Consider the following 22,460-nt stretch of genomic DNA (forward strand, 5'->3'; position numbering starts at 1 on the left):
ACCCCACACAACGAAGTGAAAGGAACCTCATGCACAAGCGCTTGAGGATGGTCGTCGGAGCTGCGCTCACGACGATCGCAGTCACCGCGGCCCTGGCAGGCTGCTCGAGCGGAGGCTCGGGCTCGGCGTCCGGCTCCGGGAACGCGTCGGCCGTCACGGCTGCGCTCAAGAAGGGCGGCACCCTCACCTACTGGTCGTGGACGCCCTCCGGAGCGGCCCAGGTCGCGGCATTCGAGAAGGCCTACCCCAACGTGAAGGTGAAGCTCGTCAACGCCGGGACCGGCAACGACGAGTACACCAAGCTCCAGAATGCGATCAAGGCGGGATCCGGCGCTCCCGACGTCGCTCAGATCGAGTACTACGCCATGCCGCAGTTCGCCCTCGCCGGGTCGCTGAGCGATCTCTCGCAGTACGGCTTCGATTCGCTGAAGAGCAAGTACACCTCGGGCACCTGGGGCTCGGTCGACCTCGACGGCAAGCTCTACGGCCTGCCGCAGGACTCCGGCCCCATGGCGATGTTCTACAACAAGACCGTCTTCGACAAGTACGGCTTGACCGTGCCGAAGACCTGGGACGAATACGTGGCCGACGCCAAGACCCTGCACGCGGCCAACCCGAACGCCTATCTCACCAGCGACACCGGCGACGCCGGCTTCACCACGAGCATGATCTGGCAGGCCGGCGGCACACCGTTCACGACGGACGGCACGAAGGTGACCGTCAACCTGCAGGACGCCGGCACGAAGAAGTGGGCCGACACCTGGAACGAGTTGGTCGAGAACAAGCTCCTCGCCCCGACCCCCGGCTTCACCGACGACTGGTACAAGCAGCTCGCCAACGGTGACATCGCGACCCAGATCACCGGTGCGTGGTTCCCCGGCGTGATCGAGTCCGGCGCCAAGGCGGGTTCGGGGGACTGGCGCGTCGCGCCGATCCCGACCTACGACGGTACGACCGCGGTCACTGCGGAGAACGGCGGCGGCGCCCAGGCCGTTCTGAAGCAGAGCAAGAACCAGGCCCTTGCCGCCGGGTTCGTGAAGTGGCTCAACTCCTCGAACGACAGCGTCAACACGTTCCTTGCCTCGGGTGGCTTCCCGTCGACGACGGCGACGCTCACCTCGTCGTCGTTCCTCGCGACGAAGCCCGACTACTTCGGTCAGCAGGACATCAACACCGTCCTCGCCGGCGCCTCCGACTCGGTCAAGAGCGGCTGGTCGTACCTGCCGTTCCAGGTGTACGCGAACAGCATCTACGCCGACACCGTGGGTCAGGCCTACCAGAACGGCTCCGATCTGAACGCCGGGTTGAAGGCGTGGCAGGCGGCGATCGTCAAGTACGGCAACCAGCAGGGCTTCACCGTCACCAGCAAGTAGACCCACCGCGGGAGCAGGTGCGGCCGTCGGCAGCACCTGCTCCTCGTCTCTCGACCGAAAGACCTCCCATGACCAGCCGCTTCCTCGTCGGTGACGACACCTTCCTCTTCGACGGCGCTCCCCACCGCGTGCTCTCCGGCGCCCTGCACTACTTCCGCGTGCATCCCGATCTCTGGGCCGATCGCATCCACAAGGCGCGCCTTCTCGGTCTGAACACCATCGAGACCTACGTCCCGTGGGGCGACCACGAGCCGCAGCCCGGCGAGTGGAGCGCGACGGGAGGGCTCGACCTCGGTCGCTTTCTCGACCTCGTCCAGGCGGAAGGGATGCATGCGATCGTGCGCCCCGGCCCCTACATCTGCGCGGAGTGGGACAACGGCGGGCTGCCGGGTTGGCTGTTCGCGCGAGGGGACACGGGGATCCGCCGGTTCGAGCCCCACTTCATGAAGGCCGTCGAGGCGTACCTCCAGCGTGTCTACGAGATCGTCGCGCCTCGACAGATCGACCTCGGCGGTCCGGTCGTCCTCGTGCAGATCGAGAACGAGTACGGCGCCTACGGCGACGACAAGGAGTACCTGCGGGCACTCGTCGATCTGACCCGCGAGGCGGGGATCACGGTCCCGCTGACCTCCGTCGACCAGCCCGAGCCGTACATGCTGGAGAACGGCAGCCTGCCGGAGCTCCTCCGCACGGGCTCCTTCGGGTCCCGCAGCCGCGAGCGTCTGGCCGTGCTGCGCGAGCATCAGCCGACCGGCCCCCTCATGTGCTCCGAGTACTGGAACGGATGGTTCGACCACTGGGGCGACGCGCATCACGTGACGCCGGCGGACGAGCAAGCCCGTGACCTCGACGAACTGCTCGCGCTCGGGGCCTCCGTGAACCTCTACATGTTCCACGGCGGAACGAACTTCGGCCTCACCAACGGAGCCAACGACAAGGGCGTCTACGAGCCCACCGTGACCAGCTACGACTACGACGCCCCTCTCGACGAAGCCGGCAATCCGACCGCCAAGTTCTTCGCGTTCCGCGAGGTCTTCGGCAAGTACACCGAGCTTCCCCCGTTCGACCTCGACAGGGCTCCCGAGGAGGCGCCCACCCCACGCGTCGAGCCCGAGGCGGGAGCGGATCTGCTGCCGCTGCTCGATCGGCTGGGGGACTGGACACCGGGCTCGGCTCCGGCGCCTGCCCTCTTCGACGATCTCGGTCACTACCGGGGTTTCCTCGCGCTGCGGGCGCGTCTGGACGGCCGGTCGGGGGATCTGCACGTCGCGGAAGTGCGAGACCGGGCTCTGGTCTTCGTCGACGGCGACCTCGTCGGCGTGCTCGAACGGAGCCTCGGCGACACCACCCTCGTGCTCCCCGCCGGCGATCACCTTACCGTCCTCGTCGAGGACCAGGGCCGGGTGAACTACGACCTCCGACTCGGCGAGCCGAAGGGCCTGATCGGGCCCGTCACGGTCGGGGGAGCCGCGCTCGACTGGTCGGCGATGGCCCTCGATCTGGACCGATTGGCTGATCTCCCGCTCAGCCGGGTGGTCACGGCGGCGACCGGCGGCGACTCGGGATCCGGGCCTTCCGTTCTCCGATTCTCCTTCGCCCTCGATGAGCCCGCCGACCTGTTCCTCGACACCCGTGGCGCCGGGAAGGGCATCGCCTACCTCAACGGGTTCGCCCTGGGCCGATACTGGTCCAGGGGTCCTCAGCAGACCCTCTACGTCCCCGGCCCGGTCACCCGTGCGGGCGAGAACGAGATCCTGCTGCTCGAACTCGAGTCGCGCGACGTGAGTCTCTCGTTCTCCCCGAGCCCCCGCCTGGGCGACGTGGTGATCGACGGCCGAGCCGTCCACGGCGTCTGACCACCCGTTCTCCGAAAGGCCCCCTCGTGCTCACCGCCCGCATCCACATCGACCCCTCTCACGCGATTGCCGAAGTGCCTCGCCGGCTCTTCGGCTCGTTCGTCGAACACCTCGGCCGGGCCGTCTACACCGGCGTCTACGAGCCCTCCCATCCGACGGCCGACGCGGGCGGCTTCCGTCAGGACGTCGCCGCGCTCGTCGCCGAACTGGGCCCGACCATCGTGCGCTACCCGGGCGGCAACTTCGTCTCGGGCTACCGGTGGGAGGACGGGGTCGGGCCCGTCGCCGACCGTCCGACACGACTCGACGCGGCCTGGCACAGTCGTGAGACGAACGAGGTCGGGCTCCACGAGTTCGCGGGGTGGGCCTCGGCGCGGGGCATCGAGCTGATGCAGGCGGTCAACCTCGGCACGCGGGGGATGGCCGAGGCGGCGGACCTCCTCGAATACAGCAACCATCCCTCGGGCACGGAACTCTCCGATCGGCGCCGGCGGAACGGCGCGGACCAGCCTTTCGGGATCACCGTCTGGTGCCTCGGCAACGAGATGGACGGCCCCTGGCAGATCGGGCACCGGACGGCCGCGGAATACGGCCGGATCGCCGCCGAGACCGGGCGCCTGATGAAGTGGATCGACCCGTCGATCGAACTGGTCGCGGCGGGGTCGTCCAACGCCGACATGCCCACCTTCGGCGACTGGGAGCGCACCGTCCTCCGCGAGGCCGGAGACGTCATCGACCACATCAGCGTCCACGCCTACTACGAGGAGGTCGACGGTGACGTGGCGTCGTTCCTCGCGTCCGGGGTCGCGCTCGACGCGTACATCGACGACGTCGCGCGCATCATCGACGAGATCGCCGTGGAGACCGGCTCGACGAAGAAGATCGGCATCGCGGTCGACGAATGGAACGTCTGGTACCAGACGCGGTTCAACGAGGTCGACAAAGCGCCGCTGTTCGAAGGACCGTGGGATGCACGACCTCGCCTTCTCGAGGACGAATACTCGGTCACGGACGCCGTGGTCGTCGGTTCGCTCCTGAACTCGTTGATCCGGCACAGCGACCGGGTGTCCATGGCGAACCTGGCCCAGCTCGTGAACGTCATCGCCCCCATCCGGAGCGAGCCCGGCGGTCCGGCCTGGCGGCAGACCACGTTCTTCCCGTTCCAGCGGGCAGCCGCATTCGCACGGGGCTCGATCGTCGCCGCCTCGCTCGAGGTGGAGGCCGTCGACGGAGGCCGCCACGGAGAGGTGCCGGCGATCGACTGCGTGGTGACCCTCGACGAGCAGGTCGTGACGGTCCTCGTCACGAACCGGTCGCTCGACGAAGCGGCGGAGGTGACGCTCGCCGGCCTCCCGACGGCCGTCGAGGTCGTGTCGGCCGAGACTCTGACCGTGCCCGAGGGAGGAGACCGTCACACGTCGAACACCGAGGCCGCGCCTGACGCGGTCGGCATGGTTCCCCTCGCGGCCCGAGTCGACGGGGGAGTGGTACTCGTCACCCTCCCGCCACTTTCGTGGAGCATCCTGCGGGTCCGGTTCTCCTAGCCACCGACTTCCATAGCAGGATCAGTGGTCGTCGGTCACGGACGGTCGTGTCGATTCGCGCAGCGCCAGGTGAACCGTCTCGCTGTGGAGGCCGGTGCGTGGGGCGCCTCCGATGGCTTCGACGAGGGCCTGGGCTGCCACTCGGCCGAGATGCTCGAGGTTCATGTCGACGCTCGAGAGAGGAGGTTCGGATTCGCTCACCAGGACGTCCCAGTTGTCGAACCCGATCACGGCGACATCGTCGGGCACCCGGCGACCCAGGCGGGTCAGGGAGTCGATGACCCCTCGCGCGATGTGGTCGCTCCCGCCGATGATCGCGTCGACTTCGGGATGGCTCTGGGCGATGAGGCGCGCGCAATCCCGTCCCCAGCGTTCGCCCCACTGGCCGAACAGGGAGTCGCCGCTCAGCAGTTCGAGGTCGTGATCGCGGAGTTCGAGGGTGACTCCCAGGGCTCGGTCTCGCGCGGCCGCGTACGACGGCTCGCCGTTGACCAGCGCGATGCGGCGCCTCCCCGTCTCGACGAGATGACGTGCGGCGAGACGACCCGCCAGGACGTTGTCCGGTGTGAAGGACGTGTCGGTCTCTCGCGTGGAGGGGGCGTAGACGTAGACCACGGGCACGTCGACCGGAAGGCCCACGGGGGAGCGGGGGTTGGTCGTCCTGCCCACGACGAGCAGACCGTCGACCTTGCGCGACAAGAGCGTCTCGATGTGCAGTTGCTCCCGCATCACGTCGTCGCGGGCGTCGGCGAGGAGGACCGACAGGGAACCGGAGCCGAACGCGTCCTCGGCACCGAGGAGGACCGGCAGGACGAACCGGTTGTCGAGGTCGCTCGTCAACATGCCGATCGTGTTGGTTCGGGACGAGTTGAGTGCTTTGGCGAAGAAGTTCGGCGTGAAGTCCAGAGCCGCGGCTGCGGCCTCGACCCTGAGTCGGGTCTCGAGTTTGACGTGGACACGGTTGTTGAGCGCCTTCGATGCGGTGGCTCGGGAGACTCCGGCTGCCTGGGCCACGTCAGCAAGGGTCGCTTTCGAGACGTCGGCGCCAGGGGGCAGGGATGTCATGTTCCGAAAGTAGTTCCTCTACGCTCGCCGTGCAATTGCCAGGCCGATCCAGCCCGAACCGAAAGTGATTTCGACCCGTACGGTCCGACATCGTCACTCGTGCTCCCTTCCATGGCGATGGCGCCGTGCTGCCAGCGCCTGGGCTGCCGCATTGGGCTCGTAGCCGAGCCGGGCGATGGCCGCGAGAACGCTCCGACGGACCTCGGGCCGGACGTGTTCCCGCTCGTTGACGACTCGAGAGACCGTCTGGGCGCTCACGCCCGCTGCCGCCGCGACGTCGAAGACGGTCGGGCGAACGGGGGTCGAGTGCGACCGCGGTTGCTCTGTTCTCGGCGAGCCGTGTGTGGAGGGGGTGATGCCGGGCACGTCCATGGGAAACCGATCTTCGACGACGGAGTGACGCCCGGACTCGTAATCCGGCCAGTTCGACCGAAATTAGTTCACGTTGCCTTGACACACAAGACTGCGGGCGGATATGTTCCCCGACGAAACCAGTTTCGGTTTCGATTTCACCGGAGAGATCACCTGAGCGGTTCTCTCCGAACAAGGCACGTCATCACTGCATTCAGAGAGGAATCAACTGTGATCTCATTCTTCCGCCGCAAGCGCGCCCTCGCCGCGCTCGTCGGCCTCGCCGTTGCCGGTGCGACCCTCACGGGCTGCGCATCCGGTACCAGCAGCGCCGGTGGCGCGGCACCCAAGGGCACGTACACCTTCTGGGACCCGTACCCCCAGTTCGACGCTTCGAGTGCCTGGACAAAGCTCGTCGAGAAGTGCGGCACAGAAGCCGGCGTCACGGTGAAGCGCACCGGTTACGACACCTCCGACCTGACCAGCAAGGCTCTTCTGGCCGGTCAGCAGAACAACTCGCCCGACCTGCTGCTCGTGGACAATCCCGTCGTCTCGACGCTGGCGGATGCGGGCATCCTGACCGACACGTCGGAGACGAAGACGAGCACGGCCTCCGTCGAGAAGAACATCCTCGCGGCCGGTCAGATCGACGGCAAGACGTACGGCGTCCCGATCGGCGCGAACACGCTCGCGCTCTACTACAACAAGAAGGTCCTCGACGCCGCCGGAGTCGACCCGTCCACGATCACCAGCTGGGACGCCTTGACGAGCGCACTGGAGAAGATCAGTGCGACGGGCAACAAGGGCATCACCTTCTCCGGCATCGGCACCGAGGAGGGCAGCTTCCAGTTCCTGCCCTGGTTCTGGGGTTCCGGCGCGGATCTGACGAAGCTGGACTCGTCGGACGGCGTCTCGGCTCTGTCGCTCCTGACCGACTGGGTCAACAAGGGGTATGCCCCGAACTCCGTCATCAACAACACCCAGACGACCTCGTGGCAGGAGTTCCTGACCGGCAAGTTCGGTTTCAGCGAGAACGGCACGTGGCAGCTCGCCGGGGTGAAGACGTCGGGGCTCGACTACGGCATCATCTCGATCCCGTCGAAGTCGGGTGGTGCCGCTCCGGCGCCGACCGGGGGCGAGTTCCTGACGATCCCGGTGCAGAAGGACACCGCCCGCTACCAGGTGTCGGAGAAGATCCAGTCCTGCCTGACGAGCACGAAGAACTACGTCTCCACCGACACCACCCTCTCGTACGTCGCCCCGACCGCCGCCGCTCAGCAGCAGCAGCTGGCGGCCCAGTCAGACCTCAAGCCGTGGGTCACGGCCGTGGGGGACGCGAAGGGACGCACCAGCGACAACCTCGGAACCAAGTACCCCAAGATCTCCGAGCAGATGTGGAAGGCGGAGCAGAACGCCCTCTCCGGTTCCCAGACCCCGGCCGCCGCTCTTCAGCAGGCACAGACCGCCGCCGCGGCCGCCATCAAGTAAGTCGCAGCACGACAGAGGCCTCGAAGGAGCACTCTCATGAGCACCACCATCATCGAACGGCCCGAGGCCCCTGTCCCGGCCGGAGGACCGGCGACAGCCGGCCCTCCGGCCCGACCCACCGTCAAGAAGAGATTCCGCGCCGAGCAGCTCACCGCATGGGCCTTCATCCTGCCCGTCGTCGCCTATCTGGTCATCTTCTACGCCTACCCGCTGTACCGGAACGTCGACCTCTCGCTCCGCGACTACACGGTGCGTTCGTTCATCGACGGGAACGCCCCCTTCGTCGGGTTCCAGAACTTCGTCGACGTGTTCCAGGACCCGACCTTCGGACCCGCGCTTCGCAACACCCTCCTCTTCACGGGAGTGTCGATCGCGTTCCAGTTCTCCTTCGGCATGGCCCTGGCGGTGTTCTTCTTCCAGAACTTCCGCCTCTCGTCCACGCTGCGCGCCCTCTTCCTGGTTCCCTGGCTCCTGCCGTTGATCGTCAGCGCGTCGACGTGGTCGTGGATGATGAACAGCGACTCCGGCGTCATCAATTCGGTCATCCACGGCATCGGCGGTGCACCGGTGAACTGGCTGACGTCGCCCCAGTGGGCGCTGGTCGCCGTCATCATCGCGAACGTCTGGATCGGGATCCCGTTCAACCTCGTGATCCTGTACTCGGGCCTGCAGAACATCCCCGGCGACATCTACGAGGCCGCCGCTCTGGACGGCGCCAATGCGTGGCAGAAGTTCTGGCGCATCACGTTCCCGCTGCTGAAGCCCGTGTCGGCCATCACGATCCTTCTAGGCCTCGTCTACACGCTCAAGGTCTTCGACATCATCTGGATCATGACCAAGGGCGGGCCCGGCAACGCGTCGACCACCTTCGCCATCTGGTCGTACCAACTCGGATTCGGATCCACCCTGCCGAACTTCAGCCCGGCCGCCGCCGTCGGCAATCTCCTCATCGTCATCGCCCTGATCTTCGGGTTCCTCTACCTGCGCGTGCAGAGAAAGCAGGCACAGCAATGACCGCCACCACCCGCACCACCGCGGACACCCTGCCGCGGCGGAAGACCGGCTCCGTGCGGCCCGCCGGAGCACTGGGCCCGGCACGCACGAGTCGCAAGCGCTCTCCGGGCAAGACGATTCTCGGGGTCGTCCTCACGGCGATCATGCTGTTCCCCATCTACTGGATGATCAACGTCTCGCTGACCCCGCAGTCGCAGATGCGCAGCTCGCCGCCGTCGTGGTTCCCGCTGAATCCGACCTTCGACGGGTACGCCCAGGTCGTCGGCCAGCAGCTGCCTTATCTCGGCACGAGTCTGCTCGTCGGCCTCGGCACCGTCGTCCTCACCGTGGCGGTCTCCGCCCCCGCCGCCTATTCGCTGGCGAAGCTGCGCCCTCGCGGAGGCGGGGCGCTGTCCTTCATCCTGATCGTGGCGCAGATGATCCCCCAGGTGATCATCGCGATGGGGTTCTACGCGATCTACCTCAACCTCGGAATCCTCAACCAGGCCGGCGGCCTCATCATCGCCGACTCGACGCTGGCCGTGCCCTTCGGTGTGCTGATCTTCACCGCCTTCATGGCCGGGATCCCCGACGAGCTGATGTCCGCCGCGAAACTCGACGGGGCCAGCACCTGGCGCACCTTCGTCTCCGTGGTGCTCCCCGTCAGCCGCAACTCCGTCGTCACCGTGAGCCTGTTCGCCTTCCTCTGGGCCTGGTCGGACTTCGTGTTCTCCTCCACCTTGAATTCCGGAGGGGCGCAGCAGACCATCACCCTCGGCATCTACCGGTACATCGGGAACAACAACCAGGACTGGAACGCGATCATGGCGACCGCCGTGGTCGCCTCCATCCCCGCGACGATCCTCCTCGTCGTGGCACAACGCTACGTCGCCGCGGGAGTCACCGCCGGCGCTGTCAAGGACTGAACCATGACCGACACCATCACCGTGGACGAGCCCCGAGGGCACCGGATCCGAAGCCCCCGAGGAGGACCGGTCACCCCCACCACGTCGCGCCTGACGCCTCTCGACGCGACCGAGATCCACCTCACCGGCGGCTACTGGCTCTCCTGGCAGCAGAAGAACGCCGAGGTCATCCTGGAGCACTGCGAATCGTGGATGGAGCGCATCGGCTGGATCGGGAACTTCGACAAGGCTGCGGCCGGCGACGAAGGGTGGCTGCACTCCGGCATCGAGTTCGTCGACTCGGAGATCTACAAACTGCTCGAAGCCATGGCGTGGGAACTCGGCCACGGGGAGAACGCCGCGCTCGAAGCCCGGTACGAGGCCCTCACCTCCCGCGTCGCCGCGGCCCAGGAGTCCGACGGGTATCTGCACACGAGCTTCGGGCGTCCCGGTCAGCCGGCCCGGTACTCGAATCTCGAGTGGGGCCACGAGATGTACTGCTTCGGCCACCTCATCCAGGCCGCCGTGGCGAGACTCCGCACCGCCGGCTCCGGGCAGCTCGTCGACGTCGCCATCCGCCTCGCCGACCACCTCTACGACACGTTCGGACCCTCCGGCCGGGAGGCCGTCTGCGGCCATCCCGAGATCGAGCCCGCCCTGGCCGAACTGGGACGCGCCACCGGCGACCGCCGGTACATCGAGCTCGCGGCCCTCTTCGTCGACCGGCGGGGTCACGGCCTGCTCGGACCGATCGAATACGGGCAGGAGTACTTCCAGGACGACACCCCGGTCCGCTCGGCCACGACGCTCCGGGGGCACGCCGTCCGTGCCCTCTACCTCGCCTCCGGTGCTCTGGACGTCGCCATCGAACTCGGCGACGAAGCCCTCGCGGAAGCCGTCGAACGGCAGTGGCACCACACCGTCGCGACCCGCACCTACATCACCGGCGGCATGGGATCCCACCACCAGGACGAAGCGTTCGGTGCCGACTACGAGCTCCCGCCCGACCGGGCGTACTCCGAGACCTGCGCGGGCATCGGCTCGAACATGCTCTCGTGGCGACTGCTCCTCCAGCACGGCGACGCGAAGTACGCCGACCTCCTCGAGAGGACCCTCCTCAACAACGTCATGGCGTCGCCTCGCGAAGACGGTCGGGCGTTCTACTACACCAACACCCTGCACCAGCGGGTGCCAGGCAGTGTCCCCGACGAGATCGACGTGAACGCGCGGGCTCTGTCCAGCCTCCGAGCCCCGTGGTTCGAGGTCTCCTGCTGCCCGACCAACGTCGCCCGCACGCTGGCCAGCGTCGAACTGTATTTCGCGACGAAGACCCACGACGGGATCCAGCTGCACCAGTACGGAAGCTACGACGTCCGCACGACCCTGAAATCGGGCATCCCCGTGTCGTTCTCCGTCGTCAGCGGGTACCCCACGGAGGGCCGCATCGTCGTGACGGCCCGGGAGGCCACCCCGAGTGCGGTGAGCGTCACCCTCCGCATCCCCGCCTGGGCAGACCACGCCGACCTCGCGGTCGCAGGCGAGCCCGTCGAGCGGGTGACGGGATCCTCGATCGCCGTCACGCGGGTGTTCGAGGCGGGCGAGTCGATCGTCCTGGACCTCCCGATGGACGCTCGGTGGGTCGCGCCCGATCCCCGCATCGACGCCGTCCGGGGTGCCGTCGCGGTGGAACGCGGACCCCTCGTGCTGTGCCTCGAAGAGCACGACGGAGGCGCCACGGTGAACGATGCGGTCGTCGACACGTCCGGCCCGCTGACGACCACCGAGGCAGGAGCCGAAGTCACCCTCGAGCACGCACTTCACGACGACGACCAGGGCTGGCCGTACGGCTCCACCGCCACCGTGCGCGAAGAACGGGGACGGGCATCCCTCCGCCCTTATGCCACCTGGGCCAACGAGGGCCCTTCGACCATGAGGGTCTGGCTGCCGACCACCTGACCCCCTCGAGTGTCGCTCGAAGCGACCCGCCCCGCACCGGGGCGATCCCCATCCACGCGAAGGAGCATGGAATGAGAAAGAAAACGATCACCGCTTCACTTCTGGCGACGGCCCTCGTCGCCACGGGGGTGCTGGCCAACGCCGGTGTCGCTCACGCCGACGCCGACACACTCGTCGTCAACGCCGGCAGCGTCCTCCGACCGGTGACGCACGTCGCCGCCGGAGGGCTCTACGCCCTGGCGACCACCACCACCCCCGACCCCACCCAGCTGCCACCCCTGCACCTGAACCAGCTGACCCAACCGGCCCCCGGCGTCCAGCAGGTCGGAAACGGCGCGTCCGTTCCCACCGGCGACGCCCTCAAGGTCGCCCCCGTCTCGACCAACGCGGGCGCCCAGACCACGATCCGCATGGCCGACATCTACAACGGCTTCCCGTACCAGGGCGTCACGCTTCCGGACTACCTCGCCAAGGTCGACACGATGGTGAAGGCGCGCGTCGCCGCGACGAACACCACCAACGTCAACGGGTGGGAGCTCTGGAACGAACCGGACGGCACCTGGGACACCAACACCAACGGCACCTTCAACGACGCCTGGGTGAAGATCTACAACGAGGTCAAGAAATACGACACCGTCACCCCCATCGTCGGACCGAGCTACCAGTACTACGACCACAACCGGATGCTCGCATTCCTTACGAACGCGAAGGCGAACAACGCCGTCCCCGACGTGATCTCCTGGCACGAACTGTCCCAGGGCTGGGGCGGGATCGGCGACCACATGTCCGACCTCGCGTCGATCGAGAGCTCGCTCGGGATCAGCCCTCGCCCCGTGTCGATCAACGAGTACGCCTGGACCGATCAGGTCGACGTCCCCAGCGCAGCCCTGCACTACATCTCTCAGTTCGAGCGCTACGGGATCCGCGATGCCGAACGGGCGTACTGGTACGAGTCCGGCACGGTGAACGGTCTCCTGTACAACAATCAGCCCACCGCCTCGTACTGGATGTACAAGTGGTACGGCGACATGACCGGCAACATGGTGCCGGTGACCGCCTCCAGTGACCTCGACGGCATCGCGTCACTCGATTCGACTCGCAAGATCCTCACGGTCATCGCGGGTGGCGAATACGGGAACAACACGATCACGATCAACGGCCTCGGCAGCTTCGGCACGCAGGCGAAGGTGACCCTGACCGCCTCGGCGACCACCGGGCGAACGACCAACTCGTCGCAACCCGCACCCCTGTCGACGACAACGGTCCCGATCGTCAACGGTTCTCTCAGCGTTCCGATCACGAACGAAGACGATAAGGCCGCCTACCAGGTCGTCGTCACACCGGCGTCAGGGCCGGTGACGGCCACCCAGCAGGTGTACGAGGCCGAGAACGCCACGGTCGTGAACGCCCAGCGCCTGTCATCGAGCAGTGCGAGCAACGGGGGCTACGTCGGACGGATCGACGGATCCGCCGACCAGCGGAGCGACAGCTTCGTCGATTTCCTGGTCAACGTCCCCACGGCAGGCTCCTACAAGATGGGCATCCGCTACGCCAACGGAGGCACCGCACCTTCGACGCAGGGACTGGCTTACAACGGAGGCGCCTTCAGCACGATCACCTATCCGGTGACGGGAAGCTGGGGCACGTTCGCCGCCAACAACACCGTGTCGACGAATCTCACCCTGAAAGCCGGTTACAACATGATCCGCCTCGCCAAAGGTTCCCCGAGCTTCGCCGGCGGCACAGGCTACGCGGAACTCGATTCCATCACGCTGACCGCCCAATAAGCGGCACGACGGCGAACGCCCCGGGAGGGAGATCTCCCGGGGCGTCCGTCGTCCGGCGAGGGCGCGGTCAGCTGCGCGTGACCCGGTAGATGCCGTAGATGACGCCGGGCACGTGGCCGAGCAGCTGGAGGAGGAAGGCCCACAGGACCTTGAGGCTCAGGCCGTCGACCAGCAGCACGGCGATGAACGGGAAGAAGAAGCAGAGGATGATCAGCAGGACTTTGCGCATGGGAGTGTCTTTCCGGTGAGGTGGGGAAGGGAGTGGTGGGGGGTCAGCCGTTGCCGCTGACCTTAGCGATGAGCTCTTGGATGAACGGGATGACGTCCTGCACCTGGCTGACGCTCGCGAAGGCGGTGGCGACGAGGGGCCAGACGGATCCGACGAGGGTGGCGATCACGGCCGCGACCGCCGCGATCCAGGCCAGGGGCCCGAACTTCGACAGGAACGTCAGGACGACGAGAACGAGGGCGATCAGGTAGCTGATCACGATCCCTGCCGCGATGGTACCGACGGGAATGTGCAGGGTACCGAAGGTGGTCGCCCCCACCGCCCCGATCAGACCGAGAACGGGGAGGAGGATGCCGGCGACGGTCGCCGCGCACAGCACGACAGCCGTGGCCAGGGCGATCCAGACCGCGCGGGGCCGTCTCCTCCGACCGTTGCCGAACGACCGGGATCTCACGAGTCCTCGCCTGCAACAGGGCGGGTCTTGGCAGCGTCCCCGTGGTCGGCGGCCCGATCGAGCTCGTCGAGCTTCTCCTCCGCGACAGCGCCGAGCTCATCGAGCTTGGACTCCGCGTGGTCTTCCAGTTCGTCCACCTGACGGCCGAGTGCGCTGTCGGGTGCATCCACCTCGGCGGCGGCCTCGTCGACCTTGGTCTGCGCCCGCTCCTGGAAGTCCGCCACCTTGTCGATGGCTCGGGCGGCGAAGTCGGAGACGGCGTCTCCGGCCCGTTCCGTGGCGTCGGCGGCGTCCTCACGGAGCTCACCACTGCGGGTCTTCGCCTGCTCGGCGACGTCGCCGGCCTGTTCGGTGAGGTCCCCGACGGCGTCCGCGGCCTGCTTCTTCAGCTCGTCCGCTTTGTCGCTCGCGGTGGCCGCCAGGTCGCCGGCTCGATCCTTCAAATCATCGATACCGTCAGCAGCGCGTTCCGACAGCTCGTCGGCCTTGTCGCTCGCGGTGGCGACAACACCGGCGGCCTGGTCCTTGAGGTCGCCGGCCTTGTCGACGGCCCGATCCTTCAGATCCCGCGCCTTGTCGCCGGCGGTGTCGATCGCGTCGAGGATCGCGGGGTCCCGGTCGAAGGGCCCGTGCACATCGGTCACGGTGATGTCGACGACGACGGGCCCGGTGACGATCTGCGCTGCGGCGCGGGAGACCTGGATCCGTGTCGCGTCGATGACGTCGGAGACGGCATGCGGGTACTCGACGACGATGTCGAGATCGATGACCGTCGTGCCGTCTTCGCGGGCGACGTTCACGCCGGGAGCGCTCGAGCTTCCGAGCACTTGGCGTCGCGCCCTGTCCAGGGTTCGCGCGGCCAGTCCACCGAGGTGGTGGACTCCGGTGACGCCGGCCGCGGTCTCGGCCACCGTGGTGCCGAGCAGGTGCAGGGTGTCCTCGTGGTCGGGGTGGCGGCGATCGATTGCCGCGAGGTCGACCGGGGTGGGCTGAGCGCGCTGGGCGAGTCCGGTGAGGGAATCGGTCATGGTGGAACTCCTTGCAGGTTGCAGCGCGGATCGCGGATCGCGATCCCCGCCGGCGGGGGTGTGGTGGGCTTCAGGCGACCCGAGCGGTGCCGGACACCTGGGTGCGGATGCCGCTGACGATCTGCACGACCACCGGCGTCTGGGTCCCGAGAAGGGTGTCCCACTCCGAGACGGCCCGGTCGACGACCCGGCGGACGTCGACGGGCGACATGCCGCGTCGGGTCTGCACCGTGATGCGAAGCACGTTCTGCTTCTTCACTTCGAAGGCGGTCACGTCGACGGACACGATCGCGGGATCCCGCGAGAGCGCCTCTTCGAGCACCTCTTCGGCGACCTTGGCGTCGATGACGAGCGAGCCTCCCTGGGGCGAGCCCGCGCCTTCGCCGCTTCGGACCGTGAGGAGCGTGGACGTGCGTCCGTGGCCTTGACGGAAGACGAACCAGAGCAGCAGCACGATCAACACGAGAGCCGCAGCGGCGACGACCCAGAGGATCCAGGGCGTACCGCCGGAGAGGGCATCCCCCGTCGGGCCCTTCGCGTCGTTCGCACCGTCGGCGACGGGCTTCTGGACGGACGGGACGAGCGCGCCTGCCGCCACGACGCCGCCCGCGAGGAAGAGAACGAGGCCGACGACGAAGACGAGGAGGCGATTGAGCAACCGGTTGGTGCTGGTCATCAGGCGATCTCGGCTTTCTTGGACAGGCGGACCTTGCCGCGAAGGGTCGGGCTGAAGTCGTACGACGACAGCTCGTCGTTCACGGCGTCCTGGATGCTGCGGACGTCGGCGGTGCGGCCCGAGGTGCGGGTCACATCCACGTCGACGGTGCGCTTTCCGACGGTGACCTTCACTTGGGAGGGATCGACGTCGCCGGCGTAGGCGCCGGATCGGGAGACGCTCTGCGCGATGACCCGGTCGTCGACCAGGACCGCCGTTCGTCCGGCATCGACGCCGCGGCGACCGCGGCGCCCTGGAGCGAACGAGACCACGATCAGGATGATCCCGATCACTGCGGCGACCACACCAGCCGCGGTCAACAGACCGACGGGACCGGACGCGGCACCGAGAACGGAGACGGCCGCATCCTTCGGCGACACCAGCAGGGCTGGTCGCTCAAGGGCCGCGAGCACGGACTCGGTACCGGCCCAGGCGAACACGACGATCAGGATCACGGCCAGGACGATGGCGACGCCGGATCGCGACGAGTGGGTCTCCCGGCGGAGGACCCGCTTGTAGAGGGCGGTGCTCACGACACTCTCCTTCGTTCCTTGAGGTCGACGCCCGTGACGCGGAGGTCGACACGACCGATGGTCGAACCGGTCAACGCGAGCGTCCGGTCGCGGATGCTCGTCTGCGCCGCGGTCAACCGTTCGATCAGCGTTCCCGAGGTGCGTCGACCGACCTCACCCAGCGGGGAGACGTGGATCGGCGTCTTCGCGACGACGGTCAGCGTGCCGTCGTCGTCGGCCAGTTCGACCGAGACGTCGGAGGCGTCGACGCTCAGAGCGTCCGCGGTGACGGCCGACACGATTCGGCGCACCGCACGCGGGGCGATCCTCGTGCGGCCGTGAACGGCCGTCTCGGCCATCACCGCCGTGGTCACGAGGACCGCCGGCCGCGGAGCGAGTCGGAGAGGGAGCGGAGGTCGAGCTTGCCCTCGACGACCCGGCCGACACCCCAGCCGATCACGATCGCCACGGCGACCAGGATCATGGCCCAGAACCCGAAGGCGACAGCCGACAGCGCCAGGACTGCGCCGATCAGCATGCCCTTCGTGGTCGGGGTCACTGGACGCGGCTTTCGGTCTTCTCGTCGTTGTCGTCGTCGGACGCGATGTAGACGTCGGACACGGTGACGTTGACCTCGGCGACCTCCATGCCGACGACGGTCGAGATGGCCTCGGTGACGGCGGAGCGGACGTCGTCGGCCAGCTTCTGCAGCTCGACGGGGTATTCGGCGACGATGATGATGTCGGCGGCGACCTGCTTTTCGCCGACCTCGACCTTGATGCCCTGGCCGCGGTCCTGCTGGTTGATCGCGGAGCGGATGGCGCCGATGGCGCGGGCCGCACCGTTGCCGAGGTCGTGGACCCCGGGGACCTCGCGAGCCGCGATGCCGGCGACCTTCTCGACGACGCCGTCGGCGATGGTGTTCTTGCCGGCTGCGGTGCCGGTCGAGGGGGTGCTCTTCGCCACGGTGTTTCCGGTGCTGGGGGTGACGTTGGTCATGGTCGTGCTCTCCTTGAGATGGAACTCGGAACAGATCCGGGACGGATCTGCGGTGCCCGTGAAGCGGGACACATCATTCAGACGCATGGACCGAGGAGGATGTCACGGCCGTCAGCAAGAACTCAGGTTTCGTGCATCCCCCACTCGTTTCGCGGCCAGTATCGGGTACGAAAACGTCTCATTTCCGAAGGGTCTGGTTCGGTTTCTCCCCGAATCGCGCCTGATAGGTGGAGGCGAAACGCCCCAAATTGCCGAAGCCCCAGTCCCGCGCCACGGCCGCGACCGTCGTCGTCCCGGCGTCGTGACGGAGCAGTTCGGTTCGGGCCCGATCGAGCCGGACGTTCCGCAGATACGTGGTGGGCGACATGCCCAGGGTCCGCTGGGTGGCCTGCTGGAGGGACCGGGTGTGGATGCCCGCTGCGCGAGCGGCGTCGGCGGGCGTGATCGGCTCATGGGCGTGATGCTGGATGAAGTCGAGAGCCACTCGCGCCTTGGAGCCGGAGGGTTCGCGGAGGACTCGGGGGACGTCCCACGCGCGCCAGGGGAACAGGACGAGGAGCACGCGGGCCAGCATGAGTTCCGCGTTGAAGCGCAGCAGCGGAGCGGTCGCCCGGTCGATGATCGCGGAGGTGGCGTCCGTGAGCGCGGTCCGCCATCGCGCGAGGCCCGCGGGCTGGGCGTCGGCCTCGTGATCGAACGACACGCGTTGGCTCGGGCCGGAGTGGAACTCGGTGGCGACGCCCTCCAGGAAGTCGGGTGCGAAGTGGACGAGGTTCTGTCGATGCGGCGCGAACCTGAGACCGAAGCTGCGTTCGAGCGGAAACAGGAACGGTTCCGTCGTCGTCCCGTGCCGAGTGAAGCGATGCCAGTCGAGGAGACCGGACCCGGTCCGGAACCACGACACGACGTAATCGCGCAGATGGGGGATCTCACCGGCGATCGTCCCCGTGCTCGCGGAGGTCCGCAGGGTGAGGCGGTCGTTGCCGACGAAGGCGTAGCGGAACGAGAAATCCCGGGCCGGAGGCGTGACCTCGAAACGCCCCCCGTAGGCGCTGCCGTACGCGGCCGCCGCTTCGTCGGGACTCGTTCCCTGGGCGTGGAAGCGGAGGTCCTCCCGAGGCTGCGAGGCGACGTTCCCGAACGAGGAGGCGCTCCCGAACGAGGAGGCGCCCTCGAACGAGGAGGAGCCCTCGAAGGTGGAGGCGCCGTCGAAGGCGGAGCCCGTCACGAGGTCGCTCGATCCGGGAGGGACGAGGAGGGTCGGTAGCTGTACATGCGGTTCCTTGTCGGCCGGTGGGGGGAACGCGCCGCAGATCCGGGGGCCGGGTTGCCGGAGCGGGCTGCTTTCTAGACGTGCCGACATCCGCGAACGTCACGAAGTCGCACCGCCCACTCGCTTCCCGGCCAGGAATCCGCAGGGGGCGGGACGAAGATGGTAGGAACTGTGCGGCACGCCGATTCGATCGAGAGCAAGGAGGCCGACCATGAGCGACAGCGGCCTCCCCGACGACCCCGACGGAGATCGAACGAGCGATCCGAGCCCGGCCGACGACGGGGCCGAGAGCCGTAACCCTCTGGAGGAGGCGGCCGACGCCACCCTCGCCTCCCGGGCCATGGACGGCGACACGCACGCCTTCGAAGTCCTGGCGCGGCGACACGGCCCGCTCATGCGCGTCTATTCCGCCAAGCTGCTGAACTCCGACATCGAGTCGGACGACGTCGTCCAAGAGGCGTTCCTGACCGGGTGGCGGCAGATCGACCAGCTCGACAGCCCGGCCCACGTGCGCAACTGGATGATGCGCATCGTCACCCGCAAGGCCATCGACCGGATCCGCGTCCGGCGGACTCATGACGACATCGACGACTGGGATCCGCCGGCACCGGCCGAGACGTCTCCCGAGCGAGTCGTCATCGCGCGATTGCAGATGGACGCCGTGTGGGATGCACTGGACAAGCTGCCCTCGGATCAGCGACGGTGTTGGCTACTACGGGAGACCGCCGGCTACAGCTACCAGGAGATCGGCGACTCGCTCGGACTACCCCTCTCGACCGTTCGTGGACTCCTGTCTCGGGCGCGGCGCTTTCTCCTGACGGAAATGGAGGCATGGCGATGACCTCCGACGACTCCGCCCTGCCCGGCGACGCGGCACCCGACGACGACCTCGACGGTCACACGATGGACGAGCTCAGCGACTACCTCGACCGCGGTCGCACGCCGTACGACGCGTCCATCGAGAATTCCGCCGCCTGCCGACTGGCCCTGACGGGCATGACGAGACTCCAAGAGCTCTCCTGGGCGGGGATGACCAAGCAGTCGCGCCTCGATCCGCACCGCGACGACGCCTGGATCTCCGGTCTCCTCGACACCATCAAGGCCGAGGTGCAGTCGGGTCGCGACGTGCCCCTCTCGCATCCGGACGCCACGTTGCGGCTCGCTCTGACCGAGGCCGCCGTGCGGGGCATGATCCGGCGCGCCGGCGACACCATGGACGGCGTCATCATGGGCCGCTGCCAACTCGACGGAGACGTCACGACTCCGGGGGCCCCGGTCCGCGTCGACGTCAGCGCGTCGATCCGCTTCGGGATGGGGGTCGACCGGGTCGCCGACGAACTGCGTGAGCGGGTGGCGTCCGCCCTGCGACGCCACACCGAGCTGGTCGTCGATGGGATCGACGTCACCATCGACGACATCTACCTGGAGGACGGCCATGGCCACGACTGACGACGCCGAGCTGTCGCGTTCCCTGACGGCGGCGGTCCGCGCGGTCGAAGGGGTGACGGGAGTCTTCCCCTCCCAGCCTCTCTTGGAAGCGGCGGCCGACGCCCTCGCGGTCCGGCTCGACCTACGCGAACCCGACGAGATGGTCGACATCGACCGTTCGGATCGCTTCACGACCGTCACGGCGCACATCTCGACGTCGGCGAGCCTCCCGGCGCCCGAGACCGTGCGGCGGGTCGGCGAGCTGATCCGCGACACCCTGCTCGCCACCGGCGCGAAGCCGGACGAGCTCGCCGTGAACGTGTCGATCCGCCTCGTGGAGGACACCGGCCTGCGGACCCTAGCGCCTCTGGTCGCCGGCGACTGACGCCTGCGGGAGAGCGAGCGTCGCACCGGCCCCCGCGGCCCGCGACCGACTACATTCCGAGTATGAAGTTTCTGAGAAGAGCGTCGGTGCCGCAGCCGGTACCCCCGCCGGCGCCACAACCGACGATCCCGCGTCCGGATCCGATTCCCGAGGGTCTGAAGATCGGGGCGGGTTTCGCGGGCCGCGTCATCATCATCGCGGCCGCCCTTGCACTCGTCGGGCTGCTGGTCTACGAGTTCTCCGAGATCGTCATCCCGCTGCTCATCGGGTTGATCCTCTCCGCACTCCTCCTGCCCCTCGAGTCGTGGTTCCGACGCCACCACGTGCCGAAGTGGATCTCCATCGTCCTCGCGCTGCTGGTCGTCTTCGGCGTCATCGTCGGCCTCGGGCTCCTCGTCACGCAGCAGGTCATCTCGGAGCTCCCGGCGCTGTCGAAGCAGATCACCACTGCGCTCAAATCGGCGGAGTCGCTCCTGGCGACGCACCCGTTCGGCCTGACCGAGGCCAAGATCGACGGCTACGTCAAGGATGCGACGACGTATCTGCAGAAGAACGCCTCCAGCATCGGCGCGGGTGCGGCAGCGGCCGGCAGCTCGGCCATCCACGTGTTGGAGGGCGTCTTCATCGTCTTCTTCGTGACGCTCTTCGCCCTCATCGACGGGCGCCGCATCTGGAACTTCGTCGTCCGCATGTTCCCCCGCCGCGCGAGCGGCCGCATCAACGCGGCCGGTGACGCGGGCTGGCGCACCCTCACCTCGTTCATCCGGGTGCAGCTCATCGTGGCCGCCACCGATGCGGTCGGCATCGGCATCGGCGCGTTCGCACTCGGCGTCCCGCTGGCCGTCCCGATCGCCGTCGTGGTGTTCTTCGGCGCGTTCGTCCCCGTCGTCGGCGCCATCGTCGGTGGCATCGCCGCCGTCGGCATCGCCCTCGTCTTCAACGGCTGGGTGCACGCGCTGATCATGCTCGGCATCGTGCTGCTCGTGCAGCAGCTCGAGAGCCACGTGCTGCACCCGCTGCTCACCGGATCCGCCGTCAAGGTGCACCCGCTCGGCATCGTCCTCGGCGTCATCGCCGGCTCGAGCGTCGCGGGCGTGGCCGGAGCGTTCTTCGCTGTGCCGTTCATCGCGACCGTCAACTCGATGATCGTCGCGGCCTACCACCACGACCCGGACGAGATCACCGGGGCCGGCCACGATCCCGATCCGAAGGCGAAGGAACGCCGCACTCCTCGAAAGGAGTGAGTGACGCAGGGGCACGGTCGGGCAACAGCCCCGACCGTGCCTCTTTCCTGTGAACCGTGCGCTGCCGATCAGGCGGGCTGGATCGGCCGGGCCAACGCCGCCAGACGCGTCCGCCACAACCGCAGCCGTCCGGGTTCCTCGGCCACCGAAGGCCCGTCCACCCACGAGGTGGCAATGCGGATCCCGTTGAGCGAATCCAGCAGCCACACCTCCAGACCCTCCAGGTCGTCGGGCGTCACCACCTCGCGCAGCACCTGGACGCCTAGCGCCGTGGCCAGCGTCACCAGGGCCCGCTCGGTCACTCCCGGAAGCCGAGGCACGTCGTCCTCGACGAGGCAGAGGGCGTCGTTGCGCCACCAGACGATCGACGAGTAGGCGCCCTCGGCGACGAAGCCGGCGCTGTCCACGAGGACGGCCTCGTCGGCGCCGGACTCCCGCGCCGACGACCGCAGCTCGCCCAGCCGACGCAGATCGGGCCCCTTGACCAACGGGTTCCGCCGCGGATCCTCCGCCGCCGTGACGAGCCGCGCGCTCAGAGCCCGGGCGGGAGCGGGGCGGTACTCGCCCTGCAGCACCAACACGCCCAGCGGCGTTCGGACGAGTTCGAGTCGCGGAAACCAGTCGCCGAGCGGGGGGATGCCGGCCGTCGCTCGATCCCAGAACGCCCGGGCGGTCTCGTGCAGCGACGGGGCCGCCTCCTCGACGGACGCCAAGAACCGATCGCCGTGCACCCCGAGCGCGAGCACCGAGCCGTCCTCGACCAGCCAGGAGTCGGCGACGAGCACCTCCCCGACGCGTCGCCGCGGGAGCGGGGTCAGACCGCCGTCCGTCGCGGTCCACTCGAAAGCCGCCGAATCGCTCATAGGATCCAGGGT

24 protein-coding genes are annotated in these 22,460 nt (G+C 67.9%); 12 read left to right on the forward strand and 12 right to left on the reverse strand.

Going from position 1 to position 22,460, the window contains the following annotated elements:
• The first annotated feature begins 29 nt into the window (after positions 1–29).
• The 3 genes from ABEA39_RS02470 (at position 30) to arfA (ending at position 4,773) form a co-directional block, all read left to right on the forward strand.
• On the forward strand, positions 30–1,373 hold the full coding sequence (locus tag ABEA39_RS02470; protein WP_345372836.1) for an ABC transporter substrate-binding protein: 1,344 nt from the start codon (positions 30–32) through the stop codon (positions 1,371–1,373).
• Between the two features lie 68 nt (positions 1,374–1,441).
• On the forward strand, positions 1,442–3,229 hold the full coding sequence (locus tag ABEA39_RS02475) for a glycoside hydrolase family 35 protein (protein WP_345372839.1): 1,788 nt from the start codon (positions 1,442–1,444) through the stop codon (positions 3,227–3,229).
• A gap of 26 nt (positions 3,230–3,255) precedes the next feature.
• Positions 3,256–4,773 carry an arabinosylfuranosidase ArfA gene (arfA, locus tag ABEA39_RS02480; RefSeq protein ID WP_345372841.1) on the forward strand — a complete coding sequence of 506 codons (1,518 nt, stop codon included), beginning with the start codon at positions 3,256–3,258 and terminating at the stop codon, positions 4,771–4,773.
• Between the two features lie 21 nt (positions 4,774–4,794).
• Here the strand turns inward: arfA and ABEA39_RS02485 are convergent, their stop codons facing one another.
• Both ABEA39_RS02485 and ABEA39_RS02490 read right to left on the reverse strand, forming a co-directional pair.
• A complete protein-coding gene (locus ABEA39_RS02485) occupies positions 4,795–5,838 on the reverse strand; it encodes a LacI family DNA-binding transcriptional regulator (protein WP_345372843.1) in 1,044 nt (347 codons plus the stop codon).
• A 93-nt stretch (positions 5,839–5,931) separates the two neighbouring features.
• Positions 5,932–6,210, reverse strand: a complete 279-nt coding sequence (locus ABEA39_RS02490) for a LacI family DNA-binding transcriptional regulator (RefSeq protein ID WP_345372845.1) — start codon at positions 6,208–6,210, stop codon at positions 5,932–5,934.
• Positions 6,211–6,420: 210 nt separating this feature from the next.
• On the opposite strand from ABEA39_RS02490, the gene ABEA39_RS02495 reads away from it, so the two are divergent.
• From ABEA39_RS02495 to ABEA39_RS02515, 5 genes are all read left to right on the forward strand, one after another.
• On the forward strand, positions 6,421–7,677 hold the full coding sequence (locus ABEA39_RS02495) for a sugar ABC transporter substrate-binding protein (protein ID WP_345372847.1): 1,257 nt from the start codon (positions 6,421–6,423) through the stop codon (positions 7,675–7,677).
• A 36-nt stretch (positions 7,678–7,713) separates the two neighbouring features.
• Entirely contained in the window at positions 7,714–8,691 is a 978-nt protein-coding gene (locus ABEA39_RS02500; RefSeq protein WP_345372850.1) for a carbohydrate ABC transporter permease, read from the forward strand.
• A gap of 143 nt (positions 8,692–8,834) precedes the next feature.
• Positions 8,835–9,596 (forward strand): carbohydrate ABC transporter permease, encoded by a 762-nt coding sequence (locus ABEA39_RS02505; RefSeq protein ID WP_345373916.1) that lies wholly within the window; start codon positions 8,835–8,837, stop codon positions 9,594–9,596.
• A 3-nt stretch (positions 9,597–9,599) separates the two neighbouring features.
• Positions 9,600–11,531, forward strand: coding sequence for a glycoside hydrolase family 127 protein (locus ABEA39_RS02510; protein ID WP_345372852.1), 1,932 nt, complete (start codon positions 9,600–9,602; stop codon positions 11,529–11,531).
• A gap of 71 nt (positions 11,532–11,602) precedes the next feature.
• Positions 11,603–13,318: a CBM35 domain-containing protein gene (locus tag ABEA39_RS02515; RefSeq protein WP_345372854.1), complete on the forward strand. Its 1,716-nt coding sequence runs from the start codon at positions 11,603–11,605 to the stop codon at positions 13,316–13,318.
• A 67-nt stretch (positions 13,319–13,385) separates the two neighbouring features.
• Here the strand turns inward: ABEA39_RS02515 and ABEA39_RS02520 are convergent, their stop codons facing one another.
• From ABEA39_RS02520 to ABEA39_RS02560, 9 genes are all read right to left on the reverse strand, one after another.
• Positions 13,386–13,547, reverse strand: coding sequence for a YqaE/Pmp3 family membrane protein (locus tag ABEA39_RS02520; protein ID WP_345372856.1), 162 nt, complete (start codon positions 13,545–13,547; stop codon positions 13,386–13,388).
• A gap of 43 nt (positions 13,548–13,590) precedes the next feature.
• Positions 13,591–14,001, reverse strand: a complete 411-nt coding sequence (locus ABEA39_RS02525) for a hypothetical protein (RefSeq protein WP_345372858.1) — start codon at positions 13,999–14,001, stop codon at positions 13,591–13,593.
• On the reverse strand, positions 13,998–15,029 hold the full coding sequence (locus ABEA39_RS02530; RefSeq protein ID WP_345372860.1) for an Asp23/Gls24 family envelope stress response protein: 1,032 nt from the start codon (positions 15,027–15,029) through the stop codon (positions 13,998–14,000). Before ABEA39_RS02530 ends, ABEA39_RS02525 begins: the two co-directional genes overlap by 4 nt.
• Positions 15,030–15,099: 70 nt before the next feature.
• The gene (locus ABEA39_RS02535; RefSeq protein ID WP_345372863.1) at positions 15,100–15,705 is read right to left on the reverse strand and encodes a hypothetical protein; all 606 of its coding nucleotides are present in this window, start codon (positions 15,703–15,705) and stop codon (positions 15,100–15,102) included.
• Entirely contained in the window at positions 15,705–16,277 is a 573-nt protein-coding gene (locus ABEA39_RS02540; RefSeq protein WP_345372865.1) for an Asp23/Gls24 family envelope stress response protein, read from the reverse strand. The genes ABEA39_RS02535 and ABEA39_RS02540 overlap by 1 nt, the downstream gene beginning before the upstream one ends.
• Positions 16,274–16,630, reverse strand: a complete 357-nt coding sequence (locus ABEA39_RS02545) for a hypothetical protein (protein ID WP_345372867.1) — start codon at positions 16,628–16,630, stop codon at positions 16,274–16,276. Before ABEA39_RS02545 ends, ABEA39_RS02540 begins: the two co-directional genes overlap by 4 nt.
• Entirely contained in the window at positions 16,627–16,815 is a 189-nt protein-coding gene (locus ABEA39_RS02550) for a DUF2273 domain-containing protein (protein WP_345372869.1), read from the reverse strand. Before ABEA39_RS02550 ends, ABEA39_RS02545 begins: the two co-directional genes overlap by 4 nt.
• Positions 16,812–17,255: an Asp23/Gls24 family envelope stress response protein gene (locus ABEA39_RS02555; protein ID WP_345372871.1), complete on the reverse strand. Its 444-nt coding sequence runs from the start codon at positions 17,253–17,255 to the stop codon at positions 16,812–16,814. The genes ABEA39_RS02550 and ABEA39_RS02555 overlap by 4 nt, the downstream gene beginning before the upstream one ends.
• Positions 17,256–17,433: 178 nt before the next feature.
• A complete protein-coding gene (locus ABEA39_RS02560) occupies positions 17,434–18,483 on the reverse strand; it encodes an AraC family transcriptional regulator (RefSeq protein ID WP_345372873.1) in 1,050 nt (349 codons plus the stop codon).
• Positions 18,484–18,739: 256 nt separating this feature from the next.
• Here ABEA39_RS02560 and ABEA39_RS02565 point away from each other — a divergent pair, with 256 nt between their 5' ends.
• From ABEA39_RS02565 to ABEA39_RS02580, 4 genes are all read left to right on the forward strand, one after another.
• Positions 18,740–19,369, forward strand: coding sequence for an RNA polymerase sigma factor (locus ABEA39_RS02565; RefSeq protein ID WP_345372875.1), 630 nt, complete (start codon positions 18,740–18,742; stop codon positions 19,367–19,369).
• On the forward strand, positions 19,366–19,977 hold the full coding sequence (locus ABEA39_RS02570; protein ID WP_345372877.1) for an Asp23/Gls24 family envelope stress response protein: 612 nt from the start codon (positions 19,366–19,368) through the stop codon (positions 19,975–19,977). The genes ABEA39_RS02565 and ABEA39_RS02570 overlap by 4 nt, the downstream gene beginning before the upstream one ends.
• On the forward strand, positions 19,964–20,341 hold the full coding sequence (locus tag ABEA39_RS02575; RefSeq protein WP_345372879.1) for a hypothetical protein: 378 nt from the start codon (positions 19,964–19,966) through the stop codon (positions 20,339–20,341). The genes ABEA39_RS02570 and ABEA39_RS02575 overlap by 14 nt, the downstream gene beginning before the upstream one ends.
• Before the next feature lie 62 nt (positions 20,342–20,403).
• A complete protein-coding gene (locus ABEA39_RS02580; protein WP_345372881.1) occupies positions 20,404–21,585 on the forward strand; it encodes an AI-2E family transporter in 1,182 nt (393 codons plus the stop codon).
• Between the two features lie 68 nt (positions 21,586–21,653).
• Here the strand turns inward: ABEA39_RS02580 and ABEA39_RS02585 are convergent, their stop codons facing one another.
• Entirely contained in the window at positions 21,654–22,448 is a 795-nt protein-coding gene (locus tag ABEA39_RS02585) for an aminotransferase class IV (protein ID WP_345372883.1), read from the reverse strand.
• Positions 22,449–22,460: the final 12 nt, after the last annotated feature.

It is taken from the genome of Frondihabitans cladoniiphilus (genome assembly GCF_039544345.1).
GTDB classification, from domain to species: domain Bacteria; phylum Actinomycetota; class Actinomycetes; order Actinomycetales; family Microbacteriaceae; genus Frondihabitans; species Frondihabitans cladoniiphilus.

What these genes read in the sequence shown, in the direction of transcription:
- ABEA39_RS02500 (WP_345372850.1), top strand. Translation starts at nt 7,714, where the DNA reads ATGAGCACCACCATCATCGAACGGCCCGAGGCCCCTGTCCCGGCCGGA.
- ABEA39_RS02470 (WP_345372836.1), top strand. Translation starts at nt 30, where the DNA reads ATGCACAAGCGCTTGAGGATGGTCGTCGGAGCTGCGCTCACGACGATC.
- ABEA39_RS02585 (WP_345372883.1), bottom strand. Translation starts at nt 22,448, where the DNA reads ATGAGCGATTCGGCGGCTTTCGAGTGGACCGCGACGGACGGCGGTCTG.
- ABEA39_RS02505 (WP_345373916.1), top strand. Translation starts at nt 8,835, where the DNA reads ATGCTGTTCCCCATCTACTGGATGATCAACGTCTCGCTGACCCCGCAG.
- ABEA39_RS02580 (WP_345372881.1), top strand. Translation starts at nt 20,404, where the DNA reads ATGAAGTTTCTGAGAAGAGCGTCGGTGCCGCAGCCGGTACCCCCGCCG.
- ABEA39_RS02535 (WP_345372863.1), bottom strand. Translation starts at nt 15,705, where the DNA reads ATGACCAGCACCAACCGGTTGCTCAATCGCCTCCTCGTCTTCGTCGTC.
- ABEA39_RS02530 (WP_345372860.1), bottom strand. Translation starts at nt 15,029, where the DNA reads ATGACCGATTCCCTCACCGGACTCGCCCAGCGCGCTCAGCCCACCCCG.
- ABEA39_RS02490 (WP_345372845.1), bottom strand. Translation starts at nt 6,210, where the DNA reads ATGGACGTGCCCGGCATCACCCCCTCCACACACGGCTCGCCGAGAACA.
- ABEA39_RS02570 (WP_345372877.1), top strand. Translation starts at nt 19,366, where the DNA reads ATGACCTCCGACGACTCCGCCCTGCCCGGCGACGCGGCACCCGACGAC.
- ABEA39_RS02510 (WP_345372852.1), top strand. Translation starts at nt 9,600, where the DNA reads ATGACCGACACCATCACCGTGGACGAGCCCCGAGGGCACCGGATCCGA.
- ABEA39_RS02555 (WP_345372871.1), bottom strand. Translation starts at nt 17,255, where the DNA reads ATGACCAACGTCACCCCCAGCACCGGAAACACCGTGGCGAAGAGCACC.
- ABEA39_RS02520 (WP_345372856.1), bottom strand. Translation starts at nt 13,547, where the DNA reads ATGCGCAAAGTCCTGCTGATCATCCTCTGCTTCTTCTTCCCGTTCATC.
- ABEA39_RS02515 (WP_345372854.1), top strand. Translation starts at nt 11,603, where the DNA reads ATGAGAAAGAAAACGATCACCGCTTCACTTCTGGCGACGGCCCTCGTC.
- ABEA39_RS02475 (WP_345372839.1), top strand. Translation starts at nt 1,442, where the DNA reads ATGACCAGCCGCTTCCTCGTCGGTGACGACACCTTCCTCTTCGACGGC.
- ABEA39_RS02485 (WP_345372843.1), bottom strand. Translation starts at nt 5,838, where the DNA reads ATGACATCCCTGCCCCCTGGCGCCGACGTCTCGAAAGCGACCCTTGCT.
- ABEA39_RS02575 (WP_345372879.1), top strand. Translation starts at nt 19,964, where the DNA reads ATGGCCACGACTGACGACGCCGAGCTGTCGCGTTCCCTGACGGCGGCG.
- ABEA39_RS02565 (WP_345372875.1), top strand. Translation starts at nt 18,740, where the DNA reads ATGAGCGACAGCGGCCTCCCCGACGACCCCGACGGAGATCGAACGAGC.